Consider the following 25906-nt stretch of genomic DNA (forward strand, 5'->3'; position numbering starts at 1 on the left):
ATTATGGAGACTACATGAGGAAAAAAATTGTAGCTGGTAATTGGAAAATGAATGGCCAATTAGCGTCAATTGAGTCGCTACTATGTGACTTAGTAGAGCTATTACCCAATCCATTGGCTACAGAGTGTATTGTTATGCCTCCGGCTATTTATTTACCTGTAATAAGTAGTACTTTAAATAAAAGTAATATTAAATGGGGTGCACAAAATGTATACCCTAAAGACGCAGGAGCCTATACAGGTGAGTTATCCGGGCCAATGTTGAAAGACTATGCTTGTAAGTATGTTTTAGTAGGGCATTCTGAACGGCGAGTTTTATTTGGTGAAGATGAAAAATTTATTGCAGATAAATTCCACCATGTTAAAGATCATGGTATGATACCGGTCTTGTGTGTAGGAGAAACGCTAAAAGAGCGTGACGAGGGTAAGACAGAGCAAATATTAGCTACCCAGTTACAAGCAATAGCAATAAATAATAGACATGCTTTTAGCAATTGTGTTGTCGCGTATGAACCTGTTTGGGCCATAGGCACAGGCCATACTGCTTCTCCTGAACAAGTTCAAATGGCACATTTGACTATCAGGTCCATTATTGCTGAATTTAGCGAAGATGATGCAAATACAGTTCCTCTTTTATACGGTGGAAGTGTTAATGAAAAAAATGCAAAAGCATTATTTGCAATGCCTGATGTTGATGGTGGATTGATTGGCGGTGCATCCCTTAATGCACAGCAGTTTGTGGAAATTATTAAATGTATCAGCTAATTTTAATGATTCACGTATTAGTAGCAATTGCTTTAATTGGCCTTGTACTTATACAACATGGTAAAGGTGCCGATATAGGTGCGGCTTTTGGGTCAGGGGCCTCAAATACTGTTTTTGGAAGCCAAGGAACTGGTAGCTTTTTGTTTAAATTAACAGGTGGATTAGCGCTAACTTTTTTCATAACAAGTTTGACTTTATCTTACCTTGTTTCAACGCAATATCAAAAAGCGTCGCAACAAGTGATACCTCAACAAACCAGTGTACCGGAAACTAAGATTCCAGTACCGGTGGATAGCAGCAAAGGAAAACAATAATTACTTGCCGAAGTGGTGGAATTGGTAGACACGCCGTCTTGAGGGGGCGGTGGCGTAAAGCTGTGCCGGTTCGAGTCCGGCCTTCGGCACCAATCTTAAGCGAAATAAAACTATGCTATCACAATATTTGCCAGTACTTGTTTTTATTGTTATCGCCATAGGTCTAGGCGTAGCTTTATTTTCAGCTGGAGCTTTGCTTTCTAAGCATGCTCCAGATTCAGCTAAAAATGCCCCTTATGAATGCGGATTTAATGCTTTTGAGAGTTCTCACATTCCTTTTGATGTAAGATTTTATTTAGTTGCTATACTATTTATTATATTTGACTTAGAAACAGCTTTCTTTTTTCCCTGGGCTTTGGTCTTAAGAAAGATTGGCTGGTTTGGTTTTGCGGCAATGATGATTTTCTTAGGCTTATTGGTAATAGGCTTTATATATGAATGGAAGCGGGGTGCTCTTGAATGGGAATAGACACCTTTCGAAACCGTTTCTTTGGCTTTATACTTAGTTAACTGTATTTGCATCCTCTTTTAATTGCTTATAAACTGCAACATTTATGCAAGTAAGGCATAGTTTAAAACTAAATGAGCTGGTTTCGAAACCCATATTTAGAGTGAGCATAGTTACGGAATAAGATTTTTCTAGAGGCTTCTATGGCAGTTGCAGAATTGCAAAAAAAAGGCTTTATCACTACCTCAATTGACCAATTAGTGGGATGGGCGCGTAGTGGTTCAATGTGGCCAATGACGTTTGGTTTAGCGTGTTGTGCTGTTGAAATGATGCACGTCGGTGCTTCTCGTTATGATTTGGATCGTTTTGGTATCATTTTTAGACCTAGCCCCAGGCAATCTGATGTGATGATCGTTGCAGGAACACTATGCAATAAAATGGCACCTGCATTACGTAAAGTATATGATCAGATGCCAGAGCCCAGGTGGGTTGTTTCTATGGGTTCTTGTGCTAACGGCGGTGGCTATTATCATTATTCTTATTCGGTCGTCCGTGGTTGTGATCGGATTGTACCCGTAGATGTATATGTGCCTGGCTGTCCACCTACAGCTGAAGCTCTCTTGTATGGCATAATCCAGCTTCAGAACAAAATTAAGCATAAATCTGTGATTGAAGTTTAGATTAGGACAGTAAAATCAGATGACAAAATTAGCAGCTTTAACGGAAAATATTAAAAAAGAATTAAATGGCAAATTAGCCTTAGTTAATACTGAGTTTGGTGAAATTACATTAGATGTAGAGATAGCTAATCTCAAATTCGTTTTAAATGCTCTAAAAACTAATGAATTATTTGCTTGCGATCAGCTTATTGATCTCTGTGGTGTAGACTATCTGCATTATGGTTTATATGATTGGGAAACCCAAGAAGCAACAGAGTATGGATTCTCACGCGGTGTTGAGCGACATGAGTCCAGAGCTTACATTATGGATAAACCTCGATTTGCAGTAGTTTATCATTTATTATCCACAAAGCTTAATCATCGCATTCGAGTTAAAACCTTTGTAGAGGAACATCATTTGATTGTTCCGTCTGTACATGATTTATGGAAAGGGGCTAATTGGTTTGAGCGAGAAGCTTATGATTTATATGGCATTTTATTTGAAAATCATCCAGATTTAAGACGTATTCTTACCGATTATGGCTTTATTGGTCATCCTTTTAGAAAAGACTTTCCACTGAGTGGTCATGTGCAAATGCGTTATGATGCTGCTACACAACAAGTGATCTATGAGCCAGTTGATATAGCGCCTCGCGTCCTTGTTCCTAAAGTCATACGTAATGATAATCGCTATTTTGATGTGAAAGGGGTGGTTAATGATTGAACTTAAAAATTATACACTCAACTTTGGGCCACAACATCCTGCTGCGCATGGCGTGCTACGCTTAGTATTAGAACTTGAAGGAGAAACGATAGTAAGAGCTGACCCTCATATAGGACTATTACATCGTGCTACCGAAAAACTGGCAGAAACCAAACCATATCTTCAGAATATTGGTTACATGGACCGTCTTGATTATGTGTCTATGATGTGTAATGAGCATGGTTATATTTTGGCTATTGAAAAATTACTAGGTATTGAACCTCCAATTCGGGCCAAATATATTCGTACGATGTTTGATGAAGTAACGCGTATTTTAAATCACTTATTATGGATGGGTGCCAATGCACTTGATATTGGCGCAATGACTGTTTTTTTATACTGTTTTCGTGAAAGAGAAGATTTATTTGACTGTTACGAAGCGGTGTCCGGCGCCCGTATGCATGCTAAATATTATCGTCCTGGTGGAGTGAACCGTGACCTACCTGATAGCATGCCAAAATATAAACCTTCTCGTTGGCATAATGAACGAGAAGTAGATAAAATGAATCAAGATAGGGAAGGTAGTTTATTAGATTTTCTATGGGCTTTTACAGAGCGCTTTCCTAAACGAGTTGATGAATATGAGACCTTGCTTACGGATAATCGTATTTGGAAGCAACGTACAGTAGATATAGGTATTGTTTCACCTGAAGATGCATTGCAATGGGGATTTACAGGGCCAATGTTGCGAGGTTCAGGTATTGCTTGGGATTTACGTAAGAAGCAGCCTTATGCTGCTTATGATCAGATGGAGTTCGATATTCCCGTAGGAAAAACAGGCGATTGCTATGATAGATATTTAGTTCGTGTAGAAGAGATGCGTCAATCCAATCATATTATTCGTCAATGTATAGAATGGTTGAAAGCAAATCCAGGGCCTGTAAGAATTAATGATCATAAGATAACACCGCCAAACCGAGCTGAAATGAAACATGACATGGAAGCCTTAATTCATCACTTTAAACTTTTTACGGAAGGTTTTTGTTTGCCACGTGGTGAGGTTTATGCAGCTGTAGAAGCACCTAAAGGCGAGTTTGGCATTTATTTAGTATCGGATGGGGCAAATAAGCCTTATAGAATAAAAATCCGTGCGCCTGGTTTTGCTCACTTATCAAGTTATGATGAAATGGTTAAAGGACATATGTTAGCAGATGGTGTGGCAATTTTGGCAAGTCAGGATATTGTATTTGGGGAGATAGACCGGTAATTAGTACTTACGGGTCTATTTTAAACTTAGAATTAAAGCGACAAAACTAGCTTCCAAATTAATAAATTATAGTGTAAATGATTAATTTGGCAGGTACTCAAAGTTACTACATTCTTAAATATAACTATAGAGAATTGCATTAAGTTTAGCGCTAGGTTTTGTTCAATAATAAAGAAACTGAAAATTAACTGTAGTGTTTCATATTGGCTGATCGTCAATTGCTAGGTTAACTATTTTTAAGGTTAAAATATGTCTCAGAATTCAGCAAAACTACTTTGTCAATTTTTAACTCCTGAGCGAATAGCAGAAATTGATAGTTGGATAGCAAAATATCCTCCCGATCAAAAACAATCTGCAGTGATGAGCGCTTTGCATATTGTACAAGATCAATATGGCTATTTAACATCTGAATTGATGGACGCTGTTGCTGATTATCTAGATATGCCTGCAATTGCTGTATATGAAGTATCAACTTTCTATTCCATGTACGAGCATAAACCTACAGCTAGAAATATAGTCAATGTATGTACCAATATTTCATGCCAGTTACGAGGTTCAGCAGAAGTCGTTGACTATTTACAACAGAAGCTTGGAGTAAAATTAGGCCAAGTTACAGCTGATGGACGTTTTACTATTCGTTCAGTCGAGTGTCTCGGTGCATGTATCAATGCGCCTATGATGCAAGTGAACAAGGATTATCACGAAAACTTGACCAAAGATAAAATTGATCAAGTTTTAGAACAATATTCGTGAGTGAGGTCGTAGCAATGATTCAACTAAATCAAGTGTGTTACCGAACGCTTCATCTTAAAGAACCGTGGGCATTAAAGTCTTACGAAAGTTTAGGAGGATATAGTTCATGGCGACGTATTTTAGCTGAACAAACGCCGCCTCAACAAATTATTGATGAATTAAAAACTTCTGCTTTACGAGGCCGAGGTGGTGCAGGATTTCCAACAGGGCTTAAATGGAGCTTTATGAATCGTAATGCGCCTGTGCAAAAGTATGTTGTTTGTAATTCAGATGAAGGTGAGCCAGGCACCTGCAAAGATAGAGATATTCTGACTTATAATCCTCATCAGTTAATAGAAGGCATGGCTATTGCTGGTTATGTTATGGGGGCAACGGTTGGTTACAATTATATCCGAGGCGAGTTTTGGTTGCCATTTCAACATTGCGAACAAGCTTTAAAAGAAGCTTATGATGCAGGGCTATTAGGTAAAAATATTCTTGGTAGTGGCTTTGACTTTGATTTGTATAACCATTTAGGTGCTGGCGCTTATATATGTGGTGAAGAAACCGCTTTGTTAAATTCACTTGAAGGCCGTAAAGGCATGCCACGTTTCAAGCCACCTTTTCCGGCTAACTATGGTTTATATGGAAAGCCCACCACAATTAATAATACTGAAACCTTTGCTTCTGTGCCGGTTATTTTAGAAAAAGGTGGAAACTGGTTTTTAAAGCTGGGCAAACCCAATAATGGTGGTACAAAGTGCTTTAGTGTTAGTGGTCACGTCAATAAACCTGGGAATTTTGAAATTCCACTAGGCACTCCTTTCAAAGATTTATTAGAGCTAGCTGGCGGCATGCTTAATAATAACCGTATTAAAGCTGTCATTCCTGGTGGAACATCCATGAAAGTATTACCAGGTGATGTTATGATGCAGCTCGATATGGATTATGACAGTATTCAAAAAGCAGGTTCAGGATTGGGATCAGGTGCGGTAATTGTTATGGATGAAACAACATGTATGGTTGATGCCCTTTATCGAATTTCTGAGTTTTATATGGATGAATCCTGTGGCCAATGTACGCCTTGTCGTGAGGGTACAGGTTGGATGGTACGCTTAATTCATCGTATTCGACATGGTCATGGTGAGCCTGGAGATATTGAGAAATTAGTTAATGTTGCTAATAAGATTGAAGGCCGTACGATTTGTGCATTAGGAGAAGCAGCAGCTTGGCCTGTACAAAGCTTTGTGAAACATTTCTATCATGAATTTGATTATTTCATCAAGCATAAACGCTCAATGATTGCGGCATAATTGATAAGGTTTAAAAATGGCTACTATTGAAATTGACGGAAAAACGCTAGAAGCGGAAAACGGTAAAATGATTATAGAGGTTGCCGATGACGCAGGCATTTATATTCCTCGTTTTTGCTACCATAAAAAGTTATCAATAGCTGCAAATTGTCGAATGTGTTTAGTTGAAGTTGAAAATGGTCGTAAACCTGTTCCAGCTTGTGCTACGCCAATTACTGATGGTATGAAGGTATTTACGAAATCAGAAGAAGCTGTTCGTTCTCAGCAAGCCGTGATGGAGTTTTTATTAATTAATCATCCACTAGATTGCCCTATTTGCGATCAAGGCGGTGAGTGTGAATTACAAGATATTTCATTAGGTTTTGGTTATTCAAATTCTGAATACGATGAATCCAAGCGATCAGTTGTGGATGATGATTTAGGGACCTTAATTGCAACGGAAATGACTCGCTGTATTCATTGTACTCGCTGTGTGCGTTTCGGTACTGAAATAGCGGGTGTTCGTGAACTTGGTACTTTAGGACGTGGCGAAAAGACGCAAATTGGTACTTTTATAAATCATAGTATGACTTCAGAAGTATCTGGAAATGTTATTGATTTATGTCCCGTAGGCGCCCTAACTTCTAAACCTTATCGTTTTACTGCTCGCCCTTGGGAATTAGTACAGTATGATAGTGTTGCGCCGCATGATTGTTTAGGATCGAATGTTCATTTACATGTAAGAAACGGAGATCAGCTCATGCGAGCTGTTCCACGCGAAAATGAACAGATTAATGAAATGTGGCTCTCTGATAGAGATAGATTTAGTTATTTAGGTTTAATTGGCCCAGGTCGAGCGGCACAGCCTTTAATTAAAAAGGATGGTCAGTGGGAAGAGGTTGATTGGCCAACTGCTTTAAAATTTACGGCTGAAGGTATTAGTCGGATCATAAAGCAATATGGTGCAGAGCAATTTGCTGCTTTTGCCTCGCCTTCTTCAACATTAGAGGAATTCTACCTATTACAAAAGTTAATGCGGAATTTGGGTGTTAACAACCTTGATTATCGCATTCATCAAACAGATTTTAGTGATCAAGATAATTTACCTGTGGTCGTAAACAATACCTTAACTTATGCCGAGTTAGAAAAACAGGCACATATTCTATTGATAGGTTGTAATATTAACCGAGAAGTGCCTTTAGCTAGTACGCGCATTCGTAAGGCTTATCGAGACGGTGCAAAAATTTATGCAATTAACTCAGTTGATTACGATTACCACTTTGTTGTAGATACAAAAGAAATTGTCTCTCCTTTAGAAATACCTCAGCAAATTGCGCAAGTGTTACTGGCAATTGCACCTGATAGTTCACAATTTTCAAAAGAAGTGCAACGGTTATTAATTGGACTTAAACCGAGTGAAAAATCAAAAGCGATTGCAAATGGTTTACAACAACCACAATCGGTTATTGTCTTAGGAGCAACTGCTGAGAATCATCCACATGCAGCCTTAATAAGAACATTAGTATATGCTTTAGAGCAAGTAACAGATGTGAAGGTAATTCGTTTTACAACAGGTGCAAATACTGCAGGTGCTCAATTAGCAGGCATGCTGCCACACCGTGGTGCTGCAGGTAAAGTAATAGATAATTCTGGATTTGATATTCAAAAAGCTTTAGATAATAAACTTAAAGGTTATTTCTTACTGGGCCTTGAACCTGGCTTTGATTTCGCTAATCCTTATGGAGCTCGTCAATCCATGTTGGGCGCTGAATTTGTAGTGATGCTCTCAGCGTTTAATCATGATTCTATGAAGGATTATGCAAATGTCATATTACCTATAGCGCCTTACACTGAAACGTCCGGAACTTATGTTAACGTTGATAATATTTGGCAATCAGTTAAAGGTGTATGCAAGCCATTCGGGCAGGCCAGGCCTGCTTGGAAAGTACTTAGAGTTTTAGGAAATTTATTAGATTGTGAAGGTTTTGAGTATACTTCTTCAGAAGAAGTGTTAGATGAGATTAAAACACATGTAAACATGATGAGTGAGATAAAATATCAACCTTATTACCCTGAATCTTTGCCTGTGTTAAATCAGCAGTTAGTTCGAATTGGAGAATGGCCTCTATATCGCAGTGATTATATCGTTCGGAATGCAGAAGCGTTACAGCACTGTGCTGCTGCTGATCCTGTTTGTATTAGAATTCACCCAGAAACTGCTAATCGTTTGCAATTAGATAACGTTGCTACTGTTTCTCAAGGAGATATTGAGATAACATTGCCACTTGAACTTGACGAACGGATAGCTTTAGATGCCATCTGGATCGTAAATGCAGTACCAGAAACGTTAGATTTAGGGCATTCATTTGCAGCAATCACCATTAAGCGCTAAATAGGTAAGAACATGCTTCATGATATTAGCATTTTGCTTTGGATTATTATTAAAATCCTAGTTATTGTAGTTCCATTATTGCTCGTTGTAGCCTATTTAACTTATGCGGAACGTAAAGTTATTGGTTATATACAAGCACGTATTGGCCCTAATCGTGTTGGGTTAAAAGGGCTATTACAACCGTTTGCTGATTTAATTAAACTTATACACAAAGAAATTGTAGTACCTAATAAGTCTAATAAATATTTATTTATTATTGCTCCTTTATTTGCATTAGCACCAGCACTTGCTGGATGGGCAGTGATACCTTTTAGCCAAGGACTTGTTTTATCCAATATAAACGCAGGCGTCTTGCTTATCTTTACACTCAGCTCGTTAGCTGTTTATGGTGTATTAATTGCCGGTTGGGCATCGAATTCTAAATATGCAATGTTTGGTTCTCTACGTAGTGCAGCACAAACAGTTTCCTATGAAATTGCTATGGGATTTGCTTTTGTAGGTGTATTGCTTGCTGCTGGTAGTATGAATTTAACTGATATCGTTCTTTCTCAAAAAGGTGGCATTTGGCATTGGTGGTTCATTCCTTTGTTTCCTCTTTTTGTTATATTTTGGATTGCAGCACTTGCAGAGACTAATCGTGCACCGTTCGATTTAGCGGAGGGTGAGTCAGAAATTGTAGCGGGTTTTCATGTTGAATATTCTGGTATGGGCTTTATGATTTTTTTCTTAGCAGAATATGCAAGTATGGTATTAATTTCAACAGTGATCTCACTATTATTTTTAGGCGGTTGGTTATCTCCCTTTGAAGGTATTCCAATTTTAGGCGATATTTTCTATGTTGTACCAGGGTTTGTGTGGTTGTTGGTAAAAATTTCATTTTTTCTATTTGTTTATCTATGGGTACGTGCCACACTCCCACGCTATCGTTATGATCAATTAATGCGTTTGGGCTGGAAAGTTTTAATTCCTGTAACTATTGTATGGGTTATTGTTACTGCTTTAATGGTATTGGCACAGCTAAAACCGTGGTTTAATTAGTAACTGAGTAAATTAATGAAAAACATATACCGAGTCATAAGATATTATATTCGAAGCTTTTTACTGCTAGATATATTGGCGGGTTTAAAACTAACAGGAAAATACTTTTTTAAGAAAAAAGTGACTATCCAATTTCCTGAAGAAGCAACCCCAATTTCGCCCCGTTTTCGTGGGCATATGTTAGCATTGAGGCGTTATCCGAATGGTGAAGAGCGCTGTATAGCCTGCAAATTATGTGAGGCCGTCTGTCCTGCATTGGCTATTACTATTGAGTCGGAAGAGCGCGCAGATGGCTCAAGACGTACAACGCGCTATGATATTGATGCCTTTAAATGTATTTATTGTGGTTTGTGTGAAGAATCCTGTCCTGTCGATTCAATCGTGTTAACACCTATACAGCATTACCATATTAGTCAGCGTGGCCAAAATATCATGACAAAAGAAAAACTCTTGGCCGTTGGCGATTTGATGGAAAAAAGACTGGCTTCTGATAGAGAAGCTGATAAAGAATGGCGATAATGGGGTAATGATGGGAAATTTATTAGTTCAAGTAATTTTTTACGTCTTTGCAGCACTTGCTTTACTCTCTGCAATCATGGTCATTACACAAAATAATCCTGTTCGTTGTGTTTTGTTTCTTGTTTTAACATTTTTTGCAAGTTCCGTACTGTGGATTTTATTAAGAGCCGAATTTTTAGCGTTAATTTTAGTATTAGTTTACGTAGGCGCGGTTATGACGCTCTTTTTATTCGTAGTAATGATGTTAAATATTGATACAGAATCTTTAAAGGCGCACTTTGCTAGATATTTGCCATTTGGCATGATCTTAATTGCCCTTCTTGTTGGATTACTGCTAATAGCTTTACCAGATGCATGGTACTCACAAGCTGTCGCACCATCTGTACCTACAGCTCAGCCTTTGGATTTGCATGATATATCAGATGTGAAGGCAATGGCTAATAGATTGTCAAATACAGAACAGATAGGCATGGTTCTTTATACTGATTATGTTTTAGCGTTTGAGTTAGCAGCGGTCCTTTTATTAGTTGCTATTATTTCAGCTATCACATTAGCGCACCGTGGTATTATACGTTCGAAAAGACAAGATATTAAAAAACAAATTATGACTCGAGCTGAGGATAGAGTTAAACTTGTTTCGCTAAAATCTGAAAAATAAGTAGCAGGAAAACTCATGATACCAGTTAATCATTACCTAATCTTAGCTGCCCTTTTATTTGGCCTAAGTTTAGTTGGCATTATGCTAAATCGAAAGAATATTATTCTTCTTCTTGTTTGCATTGAATTAATGCTTTTAGCAGTCAATACAAATTTTATTGCTTTTTCCCATTATTATGGCGGGATAGCAGGACAAGTTTTCGTCTTCTTTATTTTAACCGTTGCTGCTGCTGAGGCTGCAATCGGTTTGGCTATTGTTGTGTTGCTTTATAGAAATCGTGGCAACATTGATATCGATAAAATGAATCATTTAAAAGGTTAATAACGTGCATATTCAACAACTATGTCTTTTACTTGTTCTTGCCCCGCTTATTGGCTCAATCATTGCTGGATTTTTTCGTAATCAAATTGGGCGCGTTGGTGCTCACTCAGTAACTATTGCTGGTGTCGGTTTTTCCTTTATTTTATCTCTTATCGTAGCTACAGCAATTTTTACTGGTAGGGCTGATGATTTAAATACCAATCTTTATACCTGGGCAAGTGGCGGTGCTTTTTTCCCTTATACTTTTCATATTGGCTTTCTAATTGACCCGCTAACCTCTGTAATGCTAGTCGTTGTTACGTTTGTATCCTTACTTGTGCATATTTACAGTATTGGTTATATGGCTGATGATGATGGTTATCAACGCTTTTTTAGCTACATTTCGCTATTTACTTTTATGATGTTAATGCTAGTAACAGCTAACAATTTTCTGCAATTATTCTTCGGGTGGGAAGGCGTAGGTTTAGTCTCTTATCTACTTATTGGTTTTTGGTATACGAAAGAGTCAGCTATAGAGGGTAATTTAAAGGCTTTCTTAGTTAACCGTGTTGGCGATTTTGGTTTTGTGCTAGGTATAGGCCTAATTTTAGCCTATACAGGTAGTTTAGATTATGAAACAGTTTTTAGAGGTGCTAAGTTTTTAGCCGGCCAGTCTATTCAACTTTACAGTGGGCATGATTGGTCATTACTGACGGTTATTTGCATACTGTTATTTATTGGCGCAATGGGTAAATCAGCTCAAGTGCCGTTACATGTTTGGTTGCCTGAATCCATGGAAGGTCCTACACCTATTTCTGCGCTTATTCATGCCGCAACCATGGTCACCGCTGGTGTGTTTATGATTGCTCGTATCTCGCCTATGATAGAGTTTTCTAATACAGCGCTAAGTTTTGTTCTAATTATTGGTGCAACAGGTGCTCTTTTTACCGGTATTCTTGCAATTGTTATGAATGATATCAAGCGTGTTGTCGCTTATTCAACTTTATCTCAACTAGGTTATATGATGGTTGCTATGGGCGCATCGGCCTATAATGCAGGTATATTCCATTTATTAACTCATGCTTGCTTTAAGGCATTATTATTCCTAGGGGCAGGTTCAGTTATTATTGGCATGCACCATGAGCAAGACATGCGTAAAATGGGCGGCTTATGGCGAAAAATGCCAATTACTTATGTGACATTTATTATAGGTAGCTTGGCTTTATGTGCCATTCCTCCGTTTGCAGGTTTTTATTCTAAAGATACAATTATTGAAGCAGCTAAATTGGCTACGGTGCCGGGTGCACGTTATGCTTATTTTTGTGTTGCTCTAGGTGCTATGGTTACAGCTCTTTATACCTTCCGTGCTTTATTTATGACATTTCATGGTAAACCACGTATGGATGAGCATACATGGTCGCATTTACATGAATCACCAGCAGTAGTATGGGTGCCATTAGTTCTTCTGGCTATTCCGTCAGTTATTATTGGTTATATATTATATATGCCTATGTTGTTTAATAGGCCTTCTCTATTAGATAAATCAATCTTTGTTTTACCAGAGCATAACGTATTAGCTGAGTTAGCGCATGAAGTAACATCACCATTAATGAGCGCTATTCATTCTCCTTTAACACTTACCTTTTGGGTAACTGTAGCTGGTATTTTCTTAGCGTGGCTCTGTTATATTGCTTTTCCAAACACACCAGCAATCTTGGCAAGAAAATTCTCTGGTGTTTATAAATTACTATTAAATAAATATGGATTTGATACATTCAATGATAGGGTTTTTGTACGTGGTTCTAAAGCTCTAGGACGTGTATTTTACCGAGGGGGCGATCAAACGTTAATTGATGGCTTCTTCGTTAATGGAACTGGTCGTATGGTACGCTGGGTCGCTGGAAAAGGACGAGCGCTGCAAAGTGGGTATCTATATCATTACGCTACTGTAATGGTATTGGGTCTGTTTGTCTTTTTATGCTGGTTGTTACTTGGCTAATAGAAGGTGAGGAAATGCATTATTTGCTTAATTTATTAATCTGGTTACCTATTATTGGCGGAATATTTGTATTTTTGACTGGTGATGATAAAAGCCCAAATAATTCTCGCTTTTTAGCATTATTTACTATTTTGCTCACTTTAATCCTTTGTATTCCATTAGTTATTGGATTTGATCCTAATGTAGCTGGTATGCAATATGTGGAAGAATTACCTTGGATGCCTGCTTTTGGTATTAATTATAGTCTTGGCATTGATGGTTTATCACTACTAATGATTGTACTTAGTGTATTTACTAATTTAATTGTTGTTTTAGCAACTTGGGACAGTATTCATAAACGCATTGGTCAGTATTTAGCTGCATTTCTAATTATGCAAGGCTTATTAGTTGGTATATTTTCGGCAACAGACGCGATTGTATTTTATATCTTCTTTGAAGCAACTCTCATTCCTATGTATCTTATTATTGGTATCTGGGGTTCTGATAATCGAGTTTATGCGGCCATAAAATTTTTCCTCTATACCTTTTTAGGTTCGGTTTTAATGCTTGCTTCTTTCATTTACCTTGGATTTCAAGCAGGTTCGTTTAAAATTGAAATGCTTTATGCTGCTAACTTAACTATGACAGCACAATCATTAATTTTTATTGCCTTTTTCCTTGGTTTTGCAATTAAGATTCCAATGTTTCCTGTGCATACTTGGCTTCCTGATGCGCACACGGAGGCGCCAGCTGGTGGATCAATTGTATTAGCAGCGATTTTACTTAAATTAGGTGGATATGGATTTATTCGCTTCGCGCTTCCAATTGTACCTGACGCCTGTCGTTATTTTGCGCCAGTCATGATTGCTTTATCTTTAATTGCAGTTGTATATATTGCGCTGATTGCCATTATCCAACAAGATATGAAGCGTTTAATTGCTTATTCTTCTATTTCACATATGGGTTTTGTTACCTTGGGTTGTTTTGCTATCTATGCAATTGCCAACCATGCAGGTTTAGCTAATGCAGGTTTAATCCTTGAAGGCGCGATTGTCGTCATGATTTCACATGCTTTTGTTTCAAGCGCCATGTTTGCAGGTGTGGGATATCTTTACGACCGCATGCATACTAGACAATTAAAGGATTTTGGTGGAATCGTAAATACGATGCCTGTTTTTGCTTCTTTTTTTATGCTTTTTGCTATGGCTAACGCCGGCTTACCAGGCACTTCGGGCTTTGTAGGTGAATTTATGATCATTCTTGGAAGTATTAAGGCGAATTTTTGGATTGCTTTCTGGGCCGCAACAACCTTAATTACCGGGGCTGCTTATACTTTATGGATGTACAAAAGAGTGATATTCGGCAGAGTAGCAAATGAGAAAGTTGCTGCCTTGAAAGATTTATCAGGTTTTGAGTTAAGTGCTTATGTTTTATTAGCATTAATGGTTTTAGCAATGGGCATTTATCCAAAACCGATACTTAATTACGTACATCAATCTGTCAGCTACACGCTGGCTCATGCTGATAAATCCAAATTATAATGGTAGGTTAATTACATGATTTCATTACTTGATAACCTTAATTTTGCTCTTCCCGAAATAATAATTTTAATCACAGCATCTATTGCTTTGCTGGCTGATTTATTCTTTAGGGACCATTATAAAAATATAACTTTATCTATTAGTTTAATTGGACTTGCTTTAGCTGGCTTATGCAGTTTTATGCTGCTTGGAAATTTTAAAGTTCTCATTTTAAATGGCTTATTCATTAGCGATGATATTGCTCAGTTGATGAAGATTTTTATTGCAATTAGCGCATTTATTTGTTTTGTTTATTCAAGCGCTTATATTGAGGAACGTCAAATGCCAGCAGGTGACTATTACATCCTGGGGTTATTTTCAACCCTAGGCATGATGGTACTTGTTTCGGCGCATTCACTATTGACTATCTATTTAGGCTTAGAGTTATTGTCTTTACCTCTTTACGCTATGACGGCTATAAGAAGAACAAATAGTGATGCTGCAGAGGCTGCTTTAAAGTACTTTATCATGGGTGCGATAGCCTCAGGCATGCTACTTTATGGCTTCTCTCTTCTTTATGGCGCTACTGGTAAATTAGATTTACTTGATATTGCAAATGCTATCGCTGTTAATTGGAATCAGCAAAATATGCTTATTTCTTTTGCTCTCGTTTTTATTATTGTAGGAGTAGGATTTAAGCTTGCAGCAGTACCCTTTCATATGTGGGCGCCTGATGTCTATCAGGGTGCACCAACTTCTGTAACTCTATTTATCAGTTCTGCACCTAAAATTGCTGCGTTAGGTATGGCTTTAAGAATATTAACGATTGGTTTAATTAATGTAACGCCACAATGGCAGCAAATTATTTTAGTTATGGCTCTTTTATCGACGGCAATAGGTAATTTTATCGCTGTAAGTCAAACTAATATTAAGCGACTACTTGCTTATTCAGCCATTGCACATGTGGGCTACACATTATTTGGCATACTAGCTGGCAGTGCCGCAGGTTATGCTGCAGCAACATATTATATTCTTGTGTATTCTTTAATGACAGTCGCTGCATTTGGGTTTATTGTTTTACTTTCCAAAAGTGGATTTGAAATTGAAGAGGTAAATGATTTAAGAGGCCTAAATAAGCGTAATCCCTGGTTAGCATTTATGATGTTAATTGTTATGTTTTCAATGGCTGGTGTTCCTCCAACGGTAGGATTTTTTACAAAATTACTTGTTTTAAAAGCATTGATTGATGTTGGTATGACATGGGTAGCTATATTAGGATTAATTTTTGCTGTAGTAGGTGCTTACTATTATATTAGAATTGTGAAGTTCATGTATTTTGATGAGCCTGCTGAAACTTCTGAAGTATTTTTCTCCAAATCATCGACCATTATCTATTCATTAAACTGTTTATCTCTTTTATTTTTAGGGATATTTCCTTCTGGCTTAATTAATGCTTGTATCAATGCCTTTACAGGATAGGAAATAATAGACTTCTGCGGAAACTCTACTACAGAGGCGCATTGCTTCGTCAATACGATGCTCGAATCCTCATGTACTTATGTGTGTACACTCCGGTTCTGCGCGCCGCGTCTCCTCGCACTGCACTCTTTGTAGCGAGTTTCCGAAGAAGTGTATTAAAAAAAACTTGCTATATTTTGGAGGCATGCTTATAATTGCCTCAGTTGATGCGGGGTGGAGCAGCCTGGTAGCTCGTCGGGCTCATAACCCGAAGGTCGTAGGTTCAAATCCTGCCCCCGCTACCACTATTGAAAGCCCCATTTATGGGGTTTTTTATTATGTATAGGTTAGCTCGACGTATAGGGGTGAAATAATTCTACCTAATTTAATTAGTTAGGATTTATGCTTTGCGTTATTAATGTGGCCGACTAAATAAATTTAATAATTAAACTTAGTCGGTAGTCATCTTCCTTGCATCTGGACACGAATTATTGAATTATTGGTATTCAAGCGATGCAAGCCGATAACTATTCATAATGAATAACTTTAATATTGGATATTTTTACATCCACAGAGAAAATTTTACTATTGGCAAGTTTTAGTAATAAAGAAAGGTTTTTTGCCTGATTAAGAATCACCAAATAACGTTAATCTAGAATTAAGCCCTAGGTACTTTATTCAAATACTATGTAAATTGAGTATGTTATGATTAGAAAGGATATTCAAGATTTAATAGAGCCTGTAGTAAATCAATTAGGCTACATATTATGGGGCTGCGAGTATTTATCGCAGGGTAAATATTCGTTGTTAAGAATCTATATTGATAAGAAAGATGGCGTTAACATAGATGATTGTGAACGAGTAAGTAAGCAGGTAAGTGCACTTTTAGATGTCGAGGATCCAATTCAAGGACATTACAACTTAGAAATTTCATCACCTGGTATTCCGCGCCCTCTATTTGATAAAGAACATTATCAACAATATATAGGTTATGGTATAAAATTGAAACTTCATAAACCTATCAAGGGTAAGCGTACCATAAAAGGGATAATCCAATCTGTAAAGGAAGATACGTTTATCTTAAACATGGATGATGAAGAATATGAAGTGCAGTTTTCCCAAATTATAAAAGCAAATTTGATAGGCGAGTGAGGCCAAGAATGAGTAAAGAAGTGCTATTAATTGCTGAGGCATTATCCAATGAAAAAGGGGTAAGCAAAGAGGTAGTATTGCAAGCTATTCAGTCCGCGTTAGAATCGGCAACCCGCAAATTATCAGTAGCTGATATTAATGTTCGCGTTAAATTAGATCCTCGAACTGGTGAATATGAGACATTTCGTTATTGGGACGTTGTGCCAGATGAGGAACTTGAATCAACAGAGAGTCAGATTTCATTAAGTGCAGCCAAAGAGCGTTCACCATCTCTTCAAGTCGGAGATACATTAGAAGAGCCAATGCCCTCTATTGAATTTGGTAGAATTGCCGCGCAAACCGCACGTCAAGTTATTACTCAAAAAGTACGCGAAGCTGAAAGACAACAAGTTGTTGATCAATTTAGAAGCAAATTAGGGCAGCTCATTTACGGTACAGTTAAGAAAGTTACTCGAGACAATATTATCGTTGATTTAGGTGGTAAAGCAGAAGCATTTTTACCACGGCAAGAAATGCTTCCCAATGAAATGTTTAGGACAAATGATAGAGTTCGGGCGTATTTATATGATATTACCCCGCAGGCTAGGGGACCGCAGCTCTATATCAGTCGAGTTCGTAACGAGATGCTTGTTGAGTTATTTAGAATTGAAGTACCAGAAATAGGTGAAAATATTATTGAGGTTAAGGCAGCTGCTCGTGAACCTGGCGTACGAGCTAAAATTGCTGTTAAGACAAATGACGGTCGTATTGACCCTGTAGGCGCCTGTGTAGGTATGCGTGGCGCTCGAGTACAAGCGGTATCAAGTGAATTAGGCGGTGAGCGAGTTGATATTGTTCTATGGGATGATAATCCCGCTCAGTTAGTAATTAATGCAATGGCACCTGCAGAGATTTCGTCTATTGTTGTAGATGAAGATACTCATACAATGGATTTAGCCGTACAGAAAGAACAACTATCACAAGCTATCGGACGTAATGGTCAGAATGTAAGACTAGCTAGTCAGCTGACTGGCTGGACACTCAATGTGATGACAATTGAAGAGTTTAATAATAAAAATCAAGAGGAAGCTTCAAAAAGTATTAATCTATTTACCTCAACACTAGATATTGATGAAGAATTAGCTACCCTATTAGTAACGAATGGCTTTTCTTCGCTTGAGGAAATTGCCTACGTACCTAAAGAGGAGCTCTTAGCTATAGAAGAATTTGATGAGGAAATTGTTGATGAGCTAAGAAATCGTGCTAATGACACTCTATTAACTCAGGCATTAACTTCTGGAAGTGAAACATCAAATTCCTCAAATGGTGATTTATTAACCTTAGAAGGAATGACAGAAGATATTGCTGCTAGTTTATTAGCACGGGGAATTAATACAGTTGAAGAACTAGCTGAGCTTTCGGTAGATGAATTATTAGATGTTCCGGATATGACTGAGGAAAAGGCCGGTGCTTTAATTATGAAAGCTCGTGAGCCTTGGTTTCTTTAAAAGGGTAAGTAGTACTAACATAAAATAAAAAACCTATATTGGATTTAAAAGGTTTAAAGTTAAACATAAGATTACGTAGTTAACTTTAATAAACTTAAGCTTTGTCATTGGAATTTATATAATTAAATTAAAATGACAGCTTAAAATTAAACTTGGGTCTGTTGACATTTGGTGTTGCCAGCTCAAAATCTGGATAATTTAGTGTAAATTTTAGTTTGAATGAGGCGAATAGCGAATCCTATTTAACGAGTTCAAACTGAAATTTACGCAAATTAGCCAAGTTTTTGAGCCGTAATGCCAATTGTCAACAGGCCCTAAAATAAATCGAGGATCTTATCTTTAAATTTGCAGTTAGTTATTAAGGTTTTAAAGCATGTTGTTAGGTACTTATTCTATAATGCAACAAGCAAAAAATATGAACATAAGCGATGAAATAATTGCTGAACGAGGATCATGAATATGGCGGATGTAACGGTTAAACAATTGGCTCAAGTTGTGGGAATTCCAGTTGAGCGTTTATTGAACCAGTTGCAGGAAGCGGGTTTATCATTTACGAATGACGTTCAAACAGTAAATGAAGACCAAAAGCGAATCTTGCTAAATTATTTAAAAAGCAGCGGTAAACGTGACATACGTACTACACCGGAGCGCTTTACTTTGCAACGCAAAAGCTTAACACAGATACCGCAAGGTAATGATATTCACAAATCTAAAACAGTAAATGTGGAATTTAGAAAAAAGAAAACGTATGTAAAGCGCGCAGCACTGCCAGAGCAGTCCGCAAAAGAACAGCTCACTACGAGTGAAGGTGTCCAACAAGAACAAGCTACGGATTCTTTAGTAGAGGAGAATTTAACAACTCCAACTACTGAATTAGAAATAGAAAATATTGATGAAACTACTGCAGCTACATCTTCTGAAGAAACTGAAGCGCTTGATACCAGTATAGGCGAAGAAGAAGTAAAAACGCCTGCTGCTGAAGAGGAACAATTAGCTAGTGCAGAAGAACAAGAGGCCGAGCCTACCTCTGATCAAATTGATGAAATAAGTACTACAGAAGAGTTAGAACAAGAAGAGGATTTGGATCTGAAATTATTTGTAAAAGATCCAGCGTTAGTCACTCCAAAGGCAGAAATAGAAAAGGGATCTAAGAAAAAGCATTTTGACTATGAAGAGAGTGATAAATCTGAGAAAAAAGGTAAAAAGAAGAATAAATATCAACCTCAAATTGATGATGAAAATGCTCAAGTCCGTTTTAAGCGTAATAAAGCAAAAAAACGTAAAGGTAATGAAAAATCCGAAAAATATCGTGAGGCAGAAGAAGCATTAACACATGGTTTCGCTATGCCTACAGCGCCTGTAATTCGCGATGTAGTTATCCCGGAAACAATTACTGTGGCTGAGTTAGCTAAACGGATGTCTGTAAAAGCGGCAGAGGTGATTAAAGTTATGATGGGCCTTGGCGCCATGGCAACAATTAACCAAGTAATTGATCAAGATACAGCTGTTATTGTTGTTGAGGAAATGGGGCATCGGCCAAAAGTACTTAAAGAAGATGCTATTGAACAAGATTTAGGTAACACTCTAACACAAGGTAGTAACCAAGAACCTCGTGCGCCTGTGGTTACTATTATGGGTCACGTAGATCATGGTAAGACCTCTTTACTTGATTATGTTCGCCGCACTCGAGTTGCTGCTGGTGAAGCAGGTGGGATTACTCAACATATAGGTGCCTACCATGTAAGCACACCTAAAGGGAATATTACCTTTTTAGATACACCAGGCCATGCTGCATTTACTGCAATGCGCGCCCGTGGAGCACAAGCAACTGATATTGTTATTTTAATCGTTGCTGGTGATGATGGTGTAAAACCGCAAACTATTGAAGCAGTGCAACATGCTAAAGCTGCGAAAGTTCCGATGATTGTTGCTGTTAATAAAATGGATAAACCTGATGTTGATCCTGACCGAGTAATGAATGAACTGTCCAACTACGAGGTTATTCCTGAATCGTGGGGCGGTGATACTATGTTTGTAAATATTTCTGCAAAGACAGGAATGGGTGTTGATGAACTTCTTGATGCGGTGTTGTTACAAGCAGAAGTATTAGAATTAAAAGCACATACTGATGGTGCTGCTCGAGGTGTGGTCATTGAATCCAGACTTGATAAAGGACGAGGTCCGGTTGCAACTGTACTCGTACAAAATGGTACTCTGCATAAAGGGGACATATTATTAGCTGGCTTTCAATACGGTCGTGTCAAAGCCTTGGTTAGCGATAATGGTTCGCAGATTGACAGCGCAGGCCCATCTATTCCAGTAGAGGTCTTAGGTTTATCTGCTATTCCTCATGCTGGTGATGAGGCTGTTGTTGTTACTGATGAAAAGAAAGCAAGAGAAGTTGCATTGTTTCGCCAAGGAAAATTCCGTGATGTAAAATTGGCGCGTCGACAAAAATCCAGTATTGAAGGTATCTTTGAAAATATGGCGATGGCTGAGACTAAGGTGCTTGGCATTGTACTCAAAGCTGATGTACAAGGTTCAGTTGAGGCTATCGCTGATGCATTAGTTAAATTATCTAATGAAGAAGTAAAGGTACAAATCGTTGCAAGTGGCGTTGGTGGTATTACTGAATCTGATGTACATCTAGCAATTGCTTCCAATGCTATTCTTATAGGCTTTAATGTTCGCGCAGATGGTGGGGCTAAACGTCTTGCTGAGCAAGAGTCTGTTTCTCTGCATTATTATAGTGTGATTTATGACATTGTGGATCAAGTTAAAAGTGCGCTTTCAGGCATGCTTGCACCTCAATTTAAAGAAGAAATTATTGGTATTGCTGAAGTACGTGATGTCTTCCGCTCACCAAAATTAGGTGCTATTGCAGGTTGTATGGTCACAGAAGGCACGATAAAAAGAAATAATCCTATACGTGTATTACGTGATAACGTTGTCATCTATGAAGGTACATTAGAATCTCTAAGACGATTTAAAGATGATGTTATTGAGGTTCGACAAGGCTTTGAATGTGGTATAGGCGTTAAAAATTATAACGATGTCAAGGCTGGTGATTTAATTGAAGTATTTGAGACAGTAGAAATCAAGCGAGATTTATGAGTAATAACTTTAAGCGCACCGATCGTGTAGCAGAAATGATTCAGCGCAAGCTATCACAAATTATTCAGCAAGAGATCAAAGATCCACGTATGCCTGCTTTCGTCACTATTTCAGCAGTAAAAATTTCTGCTGATTTAGGACATGCAAAAGTGTATTTTACTGTTTTAAATAGCGATGTAGAACAAACAGCGCAGATTTTAAATACTGCAGCAAGTTATCTAAGAACAGCTCTAGCACGTACAATAAAATTACGCACTGTTCCTCAGTTGCATTTTGTCTATGATGAATCAATAGAATATGGCCGGCGCCTAAGAAAGCTTATTGATGATGTAAATGTGCCTCGCCAAGATCCTGATCATGAGTCTGAATGAAACGAAGAAGCCAATAAACGGAATATTGCTTTTAAATAAACCGCAAGGAATTACTTCTAATGTAGCCTTACAAAAAGCGAAACGTCTTTTTAAAGCAATGAAAGCAGGCCATACTGGCAGTCTAGATCCGCTCGCTACAGGTATGCTACCCATTTGTTTTGGCGAAGCGACTAAATTTAGTCAGTACTTATTGACTGATAGTAAAGTTTATATAGCCACAGGTTTATTAGGCGCTAAAACCGATACAGGCGATGCTGACGGGGCAACTATTGCAGCGGTCGACAAGTATGACGTCCAAAAGCAACGATTAGAAGAAGTTATTAACCAATTTGTTGGCGCAACGCTGCAAACACCTTCTATGTATTCTGCATTAAAGTTTAAAGGTCAACCACTTTATAAGTTTGCACGTGCTGGAATTACGATAGAGAGAGAAGCAAGACCCATAAATATCTATTCCATAGAGCTACTGGCTTTTGATGGCCAATATTTCACTATTAAAGTACATTGTGGCAAGGGAACTTATATTCGCAATTTAGTTGAAGATATTGGAGAAAACTTAGGTGTCTATGCGCATTTAACTCAGCTCCATAGGGTTTATATTGATCATTTTAAAGATAAGCCGATGTACGAATTGAGTGACTTAACCTGCCTTGATTCGGAATCATTAGCAACGTGCCTAATTCCCTGTGAATATGCCGTTAATCATTTGCCAATTGTTACTATTGATGACTGCCAAGAAATACATTTACGTCAAGGAAAAATCGTTACGGCTCTAAATAATGATCTAGCATATGGCTGCGTGCGCTTACACAATCAGCAAGGCCAATTTATCGGTCTAGGAGAGCTAAGCGATTCTAGAGTACTTAAAGTAAAGCGTTTGTTAGCTAAAAATGTAAACAGTTTGCGCTGAAAATATATCTTTTGAGTATTAATTGGGCAAATAAATGGTTGCTTCTCTGCTTCTTATAAGGGCTCTTTGTTAAATTAATTTATTACTGGACTGAGCAAAATATTAACTATAATTGTGGCTAAGTACTTGTGTCCTAGCAGAGGCCTTGCTAGAATACACAACTTTATTAAAATATACTTAGCTTATATTTGGGAGTAAGCCTATGTCGCTAGCTAGCGCACAAAAAGCAGAAGTTGTAAAAAAGTATCAACGCGCTGACCAAGATACCGGTTCACCAGAAGTTCAAGTTGCACTCATGTCTGAGCGTATTAAATATTTAACAGAACACTTTAAGGTAAATCGTAAAGATTTTCATTCACGTCGTGGTTTACAAGCACTTGTTAATAAAAGACGTAAGCTTTTAAAATATTTAAAGAGCATAGATCAAGCACGATACCAAGATCTTATTCAAAGCCTTGGACTGCGTGATTCTTATTAAAAGTCTATCTTCCTTAGGGATAAGACACCTGCTGTTTACATCATAAAAGGCGCAGTTATTCTGCGCCTTTTTTTTAATTTCTAATGAGGTAAGTTACGTGAGTAGAAAAATTGTTAAAGAGATAAGGTTTGGTGAACATATTTTATCCCTAGAAACGGGTGAAATAGCGCGCCAAGCTGATGGAGCTATCTTTGCAAGTATGGGTGGCACTCAAGTTTTGGTGACTGTAGTAGGGAATAAAGAAGGTGCTGGTGATAATAGTTTTTTTCCTTTAACAGTGAATTACCAAGAAAAAACCTATGCTGCTGGAAAAATCCCTGGTGGATTTAATAAGCGAGAAGGACGCCCGTCAGAGTCAGAAACGTTAATTTCTCGTTTAATGGATCGCCCTTTGCGCCCTCTATTTCCAGACGGTTTTTATAATGAAGTGCAGATTATTGCTACAGTCATGTCATTAAATCCAGAAGTTCCTGCCGACATTATAGCGATGATTGGTGCTTCTGCGGCACTCGCTATATCTGGTATTCCTTTTCAAGGACCTATAGGCGCAGCACGTGTGGGTTATAAAGATGGTATTTATTTACTGAACCCAAGTTATAAAATGATTCAGCAATCTGAGTTAGATCTTGTGGTTGCAGGAACCAATGACGCTATTTTAATGGTTGAGTCAGAAGCGCGCGAATTAAGTGAAGAAATCATGCTTGGTGCCGTTTTATTCGGTCATGAAATGTTTCAGGCTGTGATACAGGGAATTAAAGAACTAGCAGCTGAGGTAAATAAAACACCTTGGAACTGGACACCACCGATTAGTAATAAAGAATTAAAAAATCGTATTGAAGATCTTGCTACAGAAGCCATTATAGGTGCTTATTTAGTTAAAGATAAGCAAGAAAGACGACAACAGTTAATCAATATTAAACAACAAATTATTGATACGATTGTCAGTGAACAACCGGACGTTGATATTGCAAGTATTCCGGAATTTATTAGCGACTTAGAGAAAAAATTAGTTAGAAAACGGATTTTAGATGGCGAACCTCGTATTGATGGTAGGGATAATCAAACAGTTAGACCAATCGCTATTCGCACAAAATTTTTAGAGCGGGCACATGGTTCAGTTATTTTCACCCGTGGTGAGACTCAAGCTATAGTTGCTGCTACATTAGGTAATGAGCGAGATGCACAAATTTTAGATGGCTTAATAGGCGAAAGTAAAGACCGCTTTATGCTGCATTATAATTTCCCTCCTTATTCCGTAGGTGAAACTGGCATGGTAGGAAGTCCTAAACGTAGAGAAATTGGTCATGGGCGTCTTGCTAAACGAAGTTTAATGGCTGTTTTGCCACAGGCTAATGAGTTTCCGTATGTTTTACGTGTTGTTTCAGAGATTACAGAATCTAATGGATCAAGTTCAATGGCTACTGTTTGTGGTACTAGCTTAGCGTTAATGGATGCTGGTGTGCCATTAAAAGCACCTGTAGCTGGTGTGGCTATGGGGCTTATTAAAGAAGGCGAACGTTTTGCAGTTTTGACAGATATCTTAGGTGATGAAGATCATTTAGGTGATATGGATTTTAAAGTAGCGGGCACTGAAAAAGGTGTTACTGCGCTACAGATGGATATTAAAATCACAGGTATTACTAAAGAAATTATGCAGCAAGCATTAGATCAAGCTTTAGCAGGTCGAATCCATATTTTAGGTGTTATGAATAACGCACTTTCTGAGCATCGTGAAGAGCTTTCTAAGCATGCACCACGTATTACTACTATGAAAGTTGCAGAAGATAAAATCCGCACTGTAATTGGCAAAGGTGGTACAACAATTAAAGGTTTAATTGAATCTACCGGCGTTTCTATTGATATAGATGACTCTGGTACAATTCAATTATTCTCGCCTGATGCTGAAGCTTTAGAAGATGCACAACGGCAAATCAAAGCATTAGTTGCTGAGGTTGAAGTAGGACAAACCTATAAAGGTAAAGTTAGTAAAATTGTCGATTTTGGTGCTTTTATTAATTTGTTACCTGGAAAAGATGGCCTATTGCATATTTCACAAATTTGTAGTGATAGAAATCAAAAAGTTGAGTCAGTACTTAGCGAAGGTCAAGAAATTGAGGTGTATGTTGCAGGTATCGACAAGCAAAATCGCATTAAACTTGAATGGAAAGACAAGCCTCAAGCTCCAGCGCCAATCCAGCCTGAAGCTCCTGAAGAACAAGGGCAAGAGTCTTTAAATTCAGAAGAGGTAACTAATCAGGAAGACAAAACATCTAATTTAGATGGACAAAGTAATGTTACTGAGCCAGAGGAATTGTACTCGCCAAAAGAAGATTAACTTGGTGAAGCACTGCC

21 protein-coding genes, 2 tRNA genes and 3 pseudogenes are annotated in these 25906 nt (G+C 37.9%); all 26 read left to right on the forward strand.

From position 1 onward, the window contains the following. Positions 1–14 precede the first annotated feature (14 nt). Positions 15–764: a triose-phosphate isomerase gene (tpiA, locus tag E1P04_RS09015; RefSeq protein ID WP_131782590.1), complete on the forward strand. Its 750-nt coding sequence runs from the start codon at positions 15–17 to the stop codon at positions 762–764. Then, on the forward strand, positions 752–1078 hold the full coding sequence (gene secG, locus E1P04_RS09020; RefSeq protein ID WP_131782591.1) for a preprotein translocase subunit SecG: 327 nt from the start codon (positions 752–754) through the stop codon (positions 1076–1078). The genes tpiA and secG overlap by 13 nt, the downstream gene beginning before the upstream one ends. A 6-nt stretch (positions 1079–1084) precedes the next feature. Further along, a tRNA-Leu gene (locus tag E1P04_RS09025) sits at positions 1085–1170 on the forward strand. Positions 1171–1190: 20 nt separating this feature from the next. Beyond that, positions 1191–1547 (forward strand): NADH-quinone oxidoreductase subunit A, encoded by a 357-nt coding sequence (locus E1P04_RS09030; protein WP_115332293.1) that lies wholly within the window; start codon positions 1191–1193, stop codon positions 1545–1547. 182 nt (positions 1548–1729) lie between these two features. Continuing rightward, a complete protein-coding gene (locus E1P04_RS09035) occupies positions 1730–2206 on the forward strand; it encodes a NuoB/complex I 20 kDa subunit family protein (RefSeq protein WP_115332292.1) in 477 nt (158 codons plus the stop codon). A gap of 19 nt (positions 2207–2225) precedes the next feature. Then, on the forward strand, positions 2226–2909 hold the full coding sequence (locus tag E1P04_RS09040) for an NADH-quinone oxidoreductase subunit C (RefSeq protein ID WP_131782592.1): 684 nt from the start codon (positions 2226–2228) through the stop codon (positions 2907–2909). Continuing rightward, entirely contained in the window at positions 2902–4155 is a 1254-nt protein-coding gene (locus E1P04_RS09045) for an NADH-quinone oxidoreductase subunit D (protein ID WP_131782593.1), read from the forward strand. The genes E1P04_RS09040 and E1P04_RS09045 overlap by 8 nt, the downstream gene beginning before the upstream one ends. Positions 4156–4404: 249 nt before the next feature. Further along, positions 4405–4908 carry an NADH-quinone oxidoreductase subunit NuoE gene (gene nuoE / locus E1P04_RS09050; protein ID WP_131782594.1) on the forward strand — a complete coding sequence of 168 codons (504 nt, stop codon included), beginning with the start codon at positions 4405–4407 and terminating at the stop codon, positions 4906–4908. Between the two features lie 14 nt (positions 4909–4922). Then, positions 4923–6200 carry an NADH-quinone oxidoreductase subunit NuoF gene (gene nuoF / locus E1P04_RS09055; RefSeq protein WP_131782755.1) on the forward strand — a complete coding sequence of 426 codons (1278 nt, stop codon included), beginning with the start codon at positions 4923–4925 and terminating at the stop codon, positions 6198–6200. 16 nt (positions 6201–6216) lie between these two features. Continuing rightward, on the forward strand, positions 6217–8571 hold the full coding sequence (nuoG, locus tag E1P04_RS09060; protein WP_131782595.1) for an NADH-quinone oxidoreductase subunit NuoG: 2355 nt from the start codon (positions 6217–6219) through the stop codon (positions 8569–8571). A 12-nt stretch (positions 8572–8583) separates the two neighbouring features. Further along, complete coding sequence (gene nuoH / locus E1P04_RS09065; protein ID WP_131782596.1) at positions 8584–9609, forward strand: NADH-quinone oxidoreductase subunit NuoH; 1026 nt, start codon at positions 8584–8586, stop codon at positions 9607–9609. Between the two features lie 15 nt (positions 9610–9624). Continuing rightward, positions 9625–10128 carry an NADH-quinone oxidoreductase subunit NuoI gene (nuoI, locus tag E1P04_RS09070; RefSeq protein ID WP_131782597.1) on the forward strand — a complete coding sequence of 168 codons (504 nt, stop codon included), beginning with the start codon at positions 9625–9627 and terminating at the stop codon, positions 10126–10128. Positions 10129–10138: 10 nt separating this feature from the next. Then, entirely contained in the window at positions 10139–10786 is a 648-nt protein-coding gene (locus tag E1P04_RS09075) for an NADH-quinone oxidoreductase subunit J (RefSeq protein WP_131782756.1), read from the forward strand. Between the two features lie 15 nt (positions 10787–10801). Next, positions 10802–11107 (forward strand): NADH-quinone oxidoreductase subunit NuoK, encoded by a 306-nt coding sequence (nuoK, locus tag E1P04_RS09080; RefSeq protein ID WP_131782598.1) that lies wholly within the window; start codon positions 10802–10804, stop codon positions 11105–11107. Between the two features lie 4 nt (positions 11108–11111). After that, positions 11112–13085, forward strand: coding sequence for an NADH-quinone oxidoreductase subunit L (gene nuoL / locus E1P04_RS09085; RefSeq protein WP_131782599.1), 1974 nt, complete (start codon positions 11112–11114; stop codon positions 13083–13085). 14 nt (positions 13086–13099) lie between these two features. Further along, a complete protein-coding gene (locus tag E1P04_RS09090; RefSeq protein WP_131782600.1) occupies positions 13100–14605 on the forward strand; it encodes an NADH-quinone oxidoreductase subunit M in 1506 nt (501 codons plus the stop codon). 15 nt (positions 14606–14620) lie between these two features. Next, positions 14621–16063 (forward strand): NADH-quinone oxidoreductase subunit NuoN, encoded by a 1443-nt coding sequence (nuoN, locus tag E1P04_RS09095; RefSeq protein WP_131782601.1) that lies wholly within the window; start codon positions 14621–14623, stop codon positions 16061–16063. 207 nt (positions 16064–16270) lie between these two features. Continuing rightward, positions 16271–16347 (forward strand) — tRNA-Met (locus E1P04_RS09100). 400 nt (positions 16348–16747) lie between these two features. Beyond that, positions 16748–17194 (forward strand): ribosome maturation factor RimP, encoded by a 447-nt coding sequence (gene rimP / locus E1P04_RS09105; protein WP_131782602.1) that lies wholly within the window; start codon positions 16748–16750, stop codon positions 17192–17194. Between the two features lie 8 nt (positions 17195–17202). Next, a complete protein-coding gene (gene nusA, locus E1P04_RS09110; protein ID WP_131782603.1) occupies positions 17203–18681 on the forward strand; it encodes a transcription termination factor NusA in 1479 nt (492 codons plus the stop codon). 459 nt (positions 18682–19140) lie between these two features. Then, positions 19141–19465, forward strand: a pseudogene (locus tag E1P04_RS18380) (translation initiation factor IF-2 associated domain-containing protein); the annotation flags it as partial. A 347-nt stretch (positions 19466–19812) separates the two neighbouring features. Then, positions 19813–21795 (forward strand): annotated as a pseudogene (infB, locus tag E1P04_RS09115) (translation initiation factor IF-2); the annotation flags it as partial. Then, on the forward strand, positions 21792–22166 hold the full coding sequence (gene rbfA, locus E1P04_RS09120) for a 30S ribosome-binding factor RbfA (RefSeq protein WP_131782605.1): 375 nt from the start codon (positions 21792–21794) through the stop codon (positions 22164–22166). The pseudogene infB and the gene rbfA, both read left to right, overlap by 4 nt. After that, positions 22153–23076: a tRNA pseudouridine(55) synthase TruB gene (gene truB / locus E1P04_RS09125; protein ID WP_131782606.1), complete on the forward strand. Its 924-nt coding sequence runs from the start codon at positions 22153–22155 to the stop codon at positions 23074–23076. The genes rbfA and truB overlap by 14 nt, the downstream gene beginning before the upstream one ends. A 202-nt stretch (positions 23077–23278) precedes the next feature. Then, positions 23279–23554, forward strand: a complete 276-nt coding sequence (gene rpsO, locus E1P04_RS09130; RefSeq protein ID WP_115332276.1) for a 30S ribosomal protein S15 — start codon at positions 23279–23281, stop codon at positions 23552–23554. Between the two features lie 97 nt (positions 23555–23651). After that, positions 23652–25743 (forward strand): annotated as a pseudogene (gene pnp / locus E1P04_RS09135) (polyribonucleotide nucleotidyltransferase); the annotation flags it as partial. Positions 25744–25906 lie beyond the last annotated feature (163 nt).

The sequence above is a fragment of the Legionella gresilensis genome, assembly GCF_900639865.1.
GTDB lineage: Bacteria > Pseudomonadota > Gammaproteobacteria > Legionellales > Legionellaceae > Legionella_C > Legionella_C gresilensis.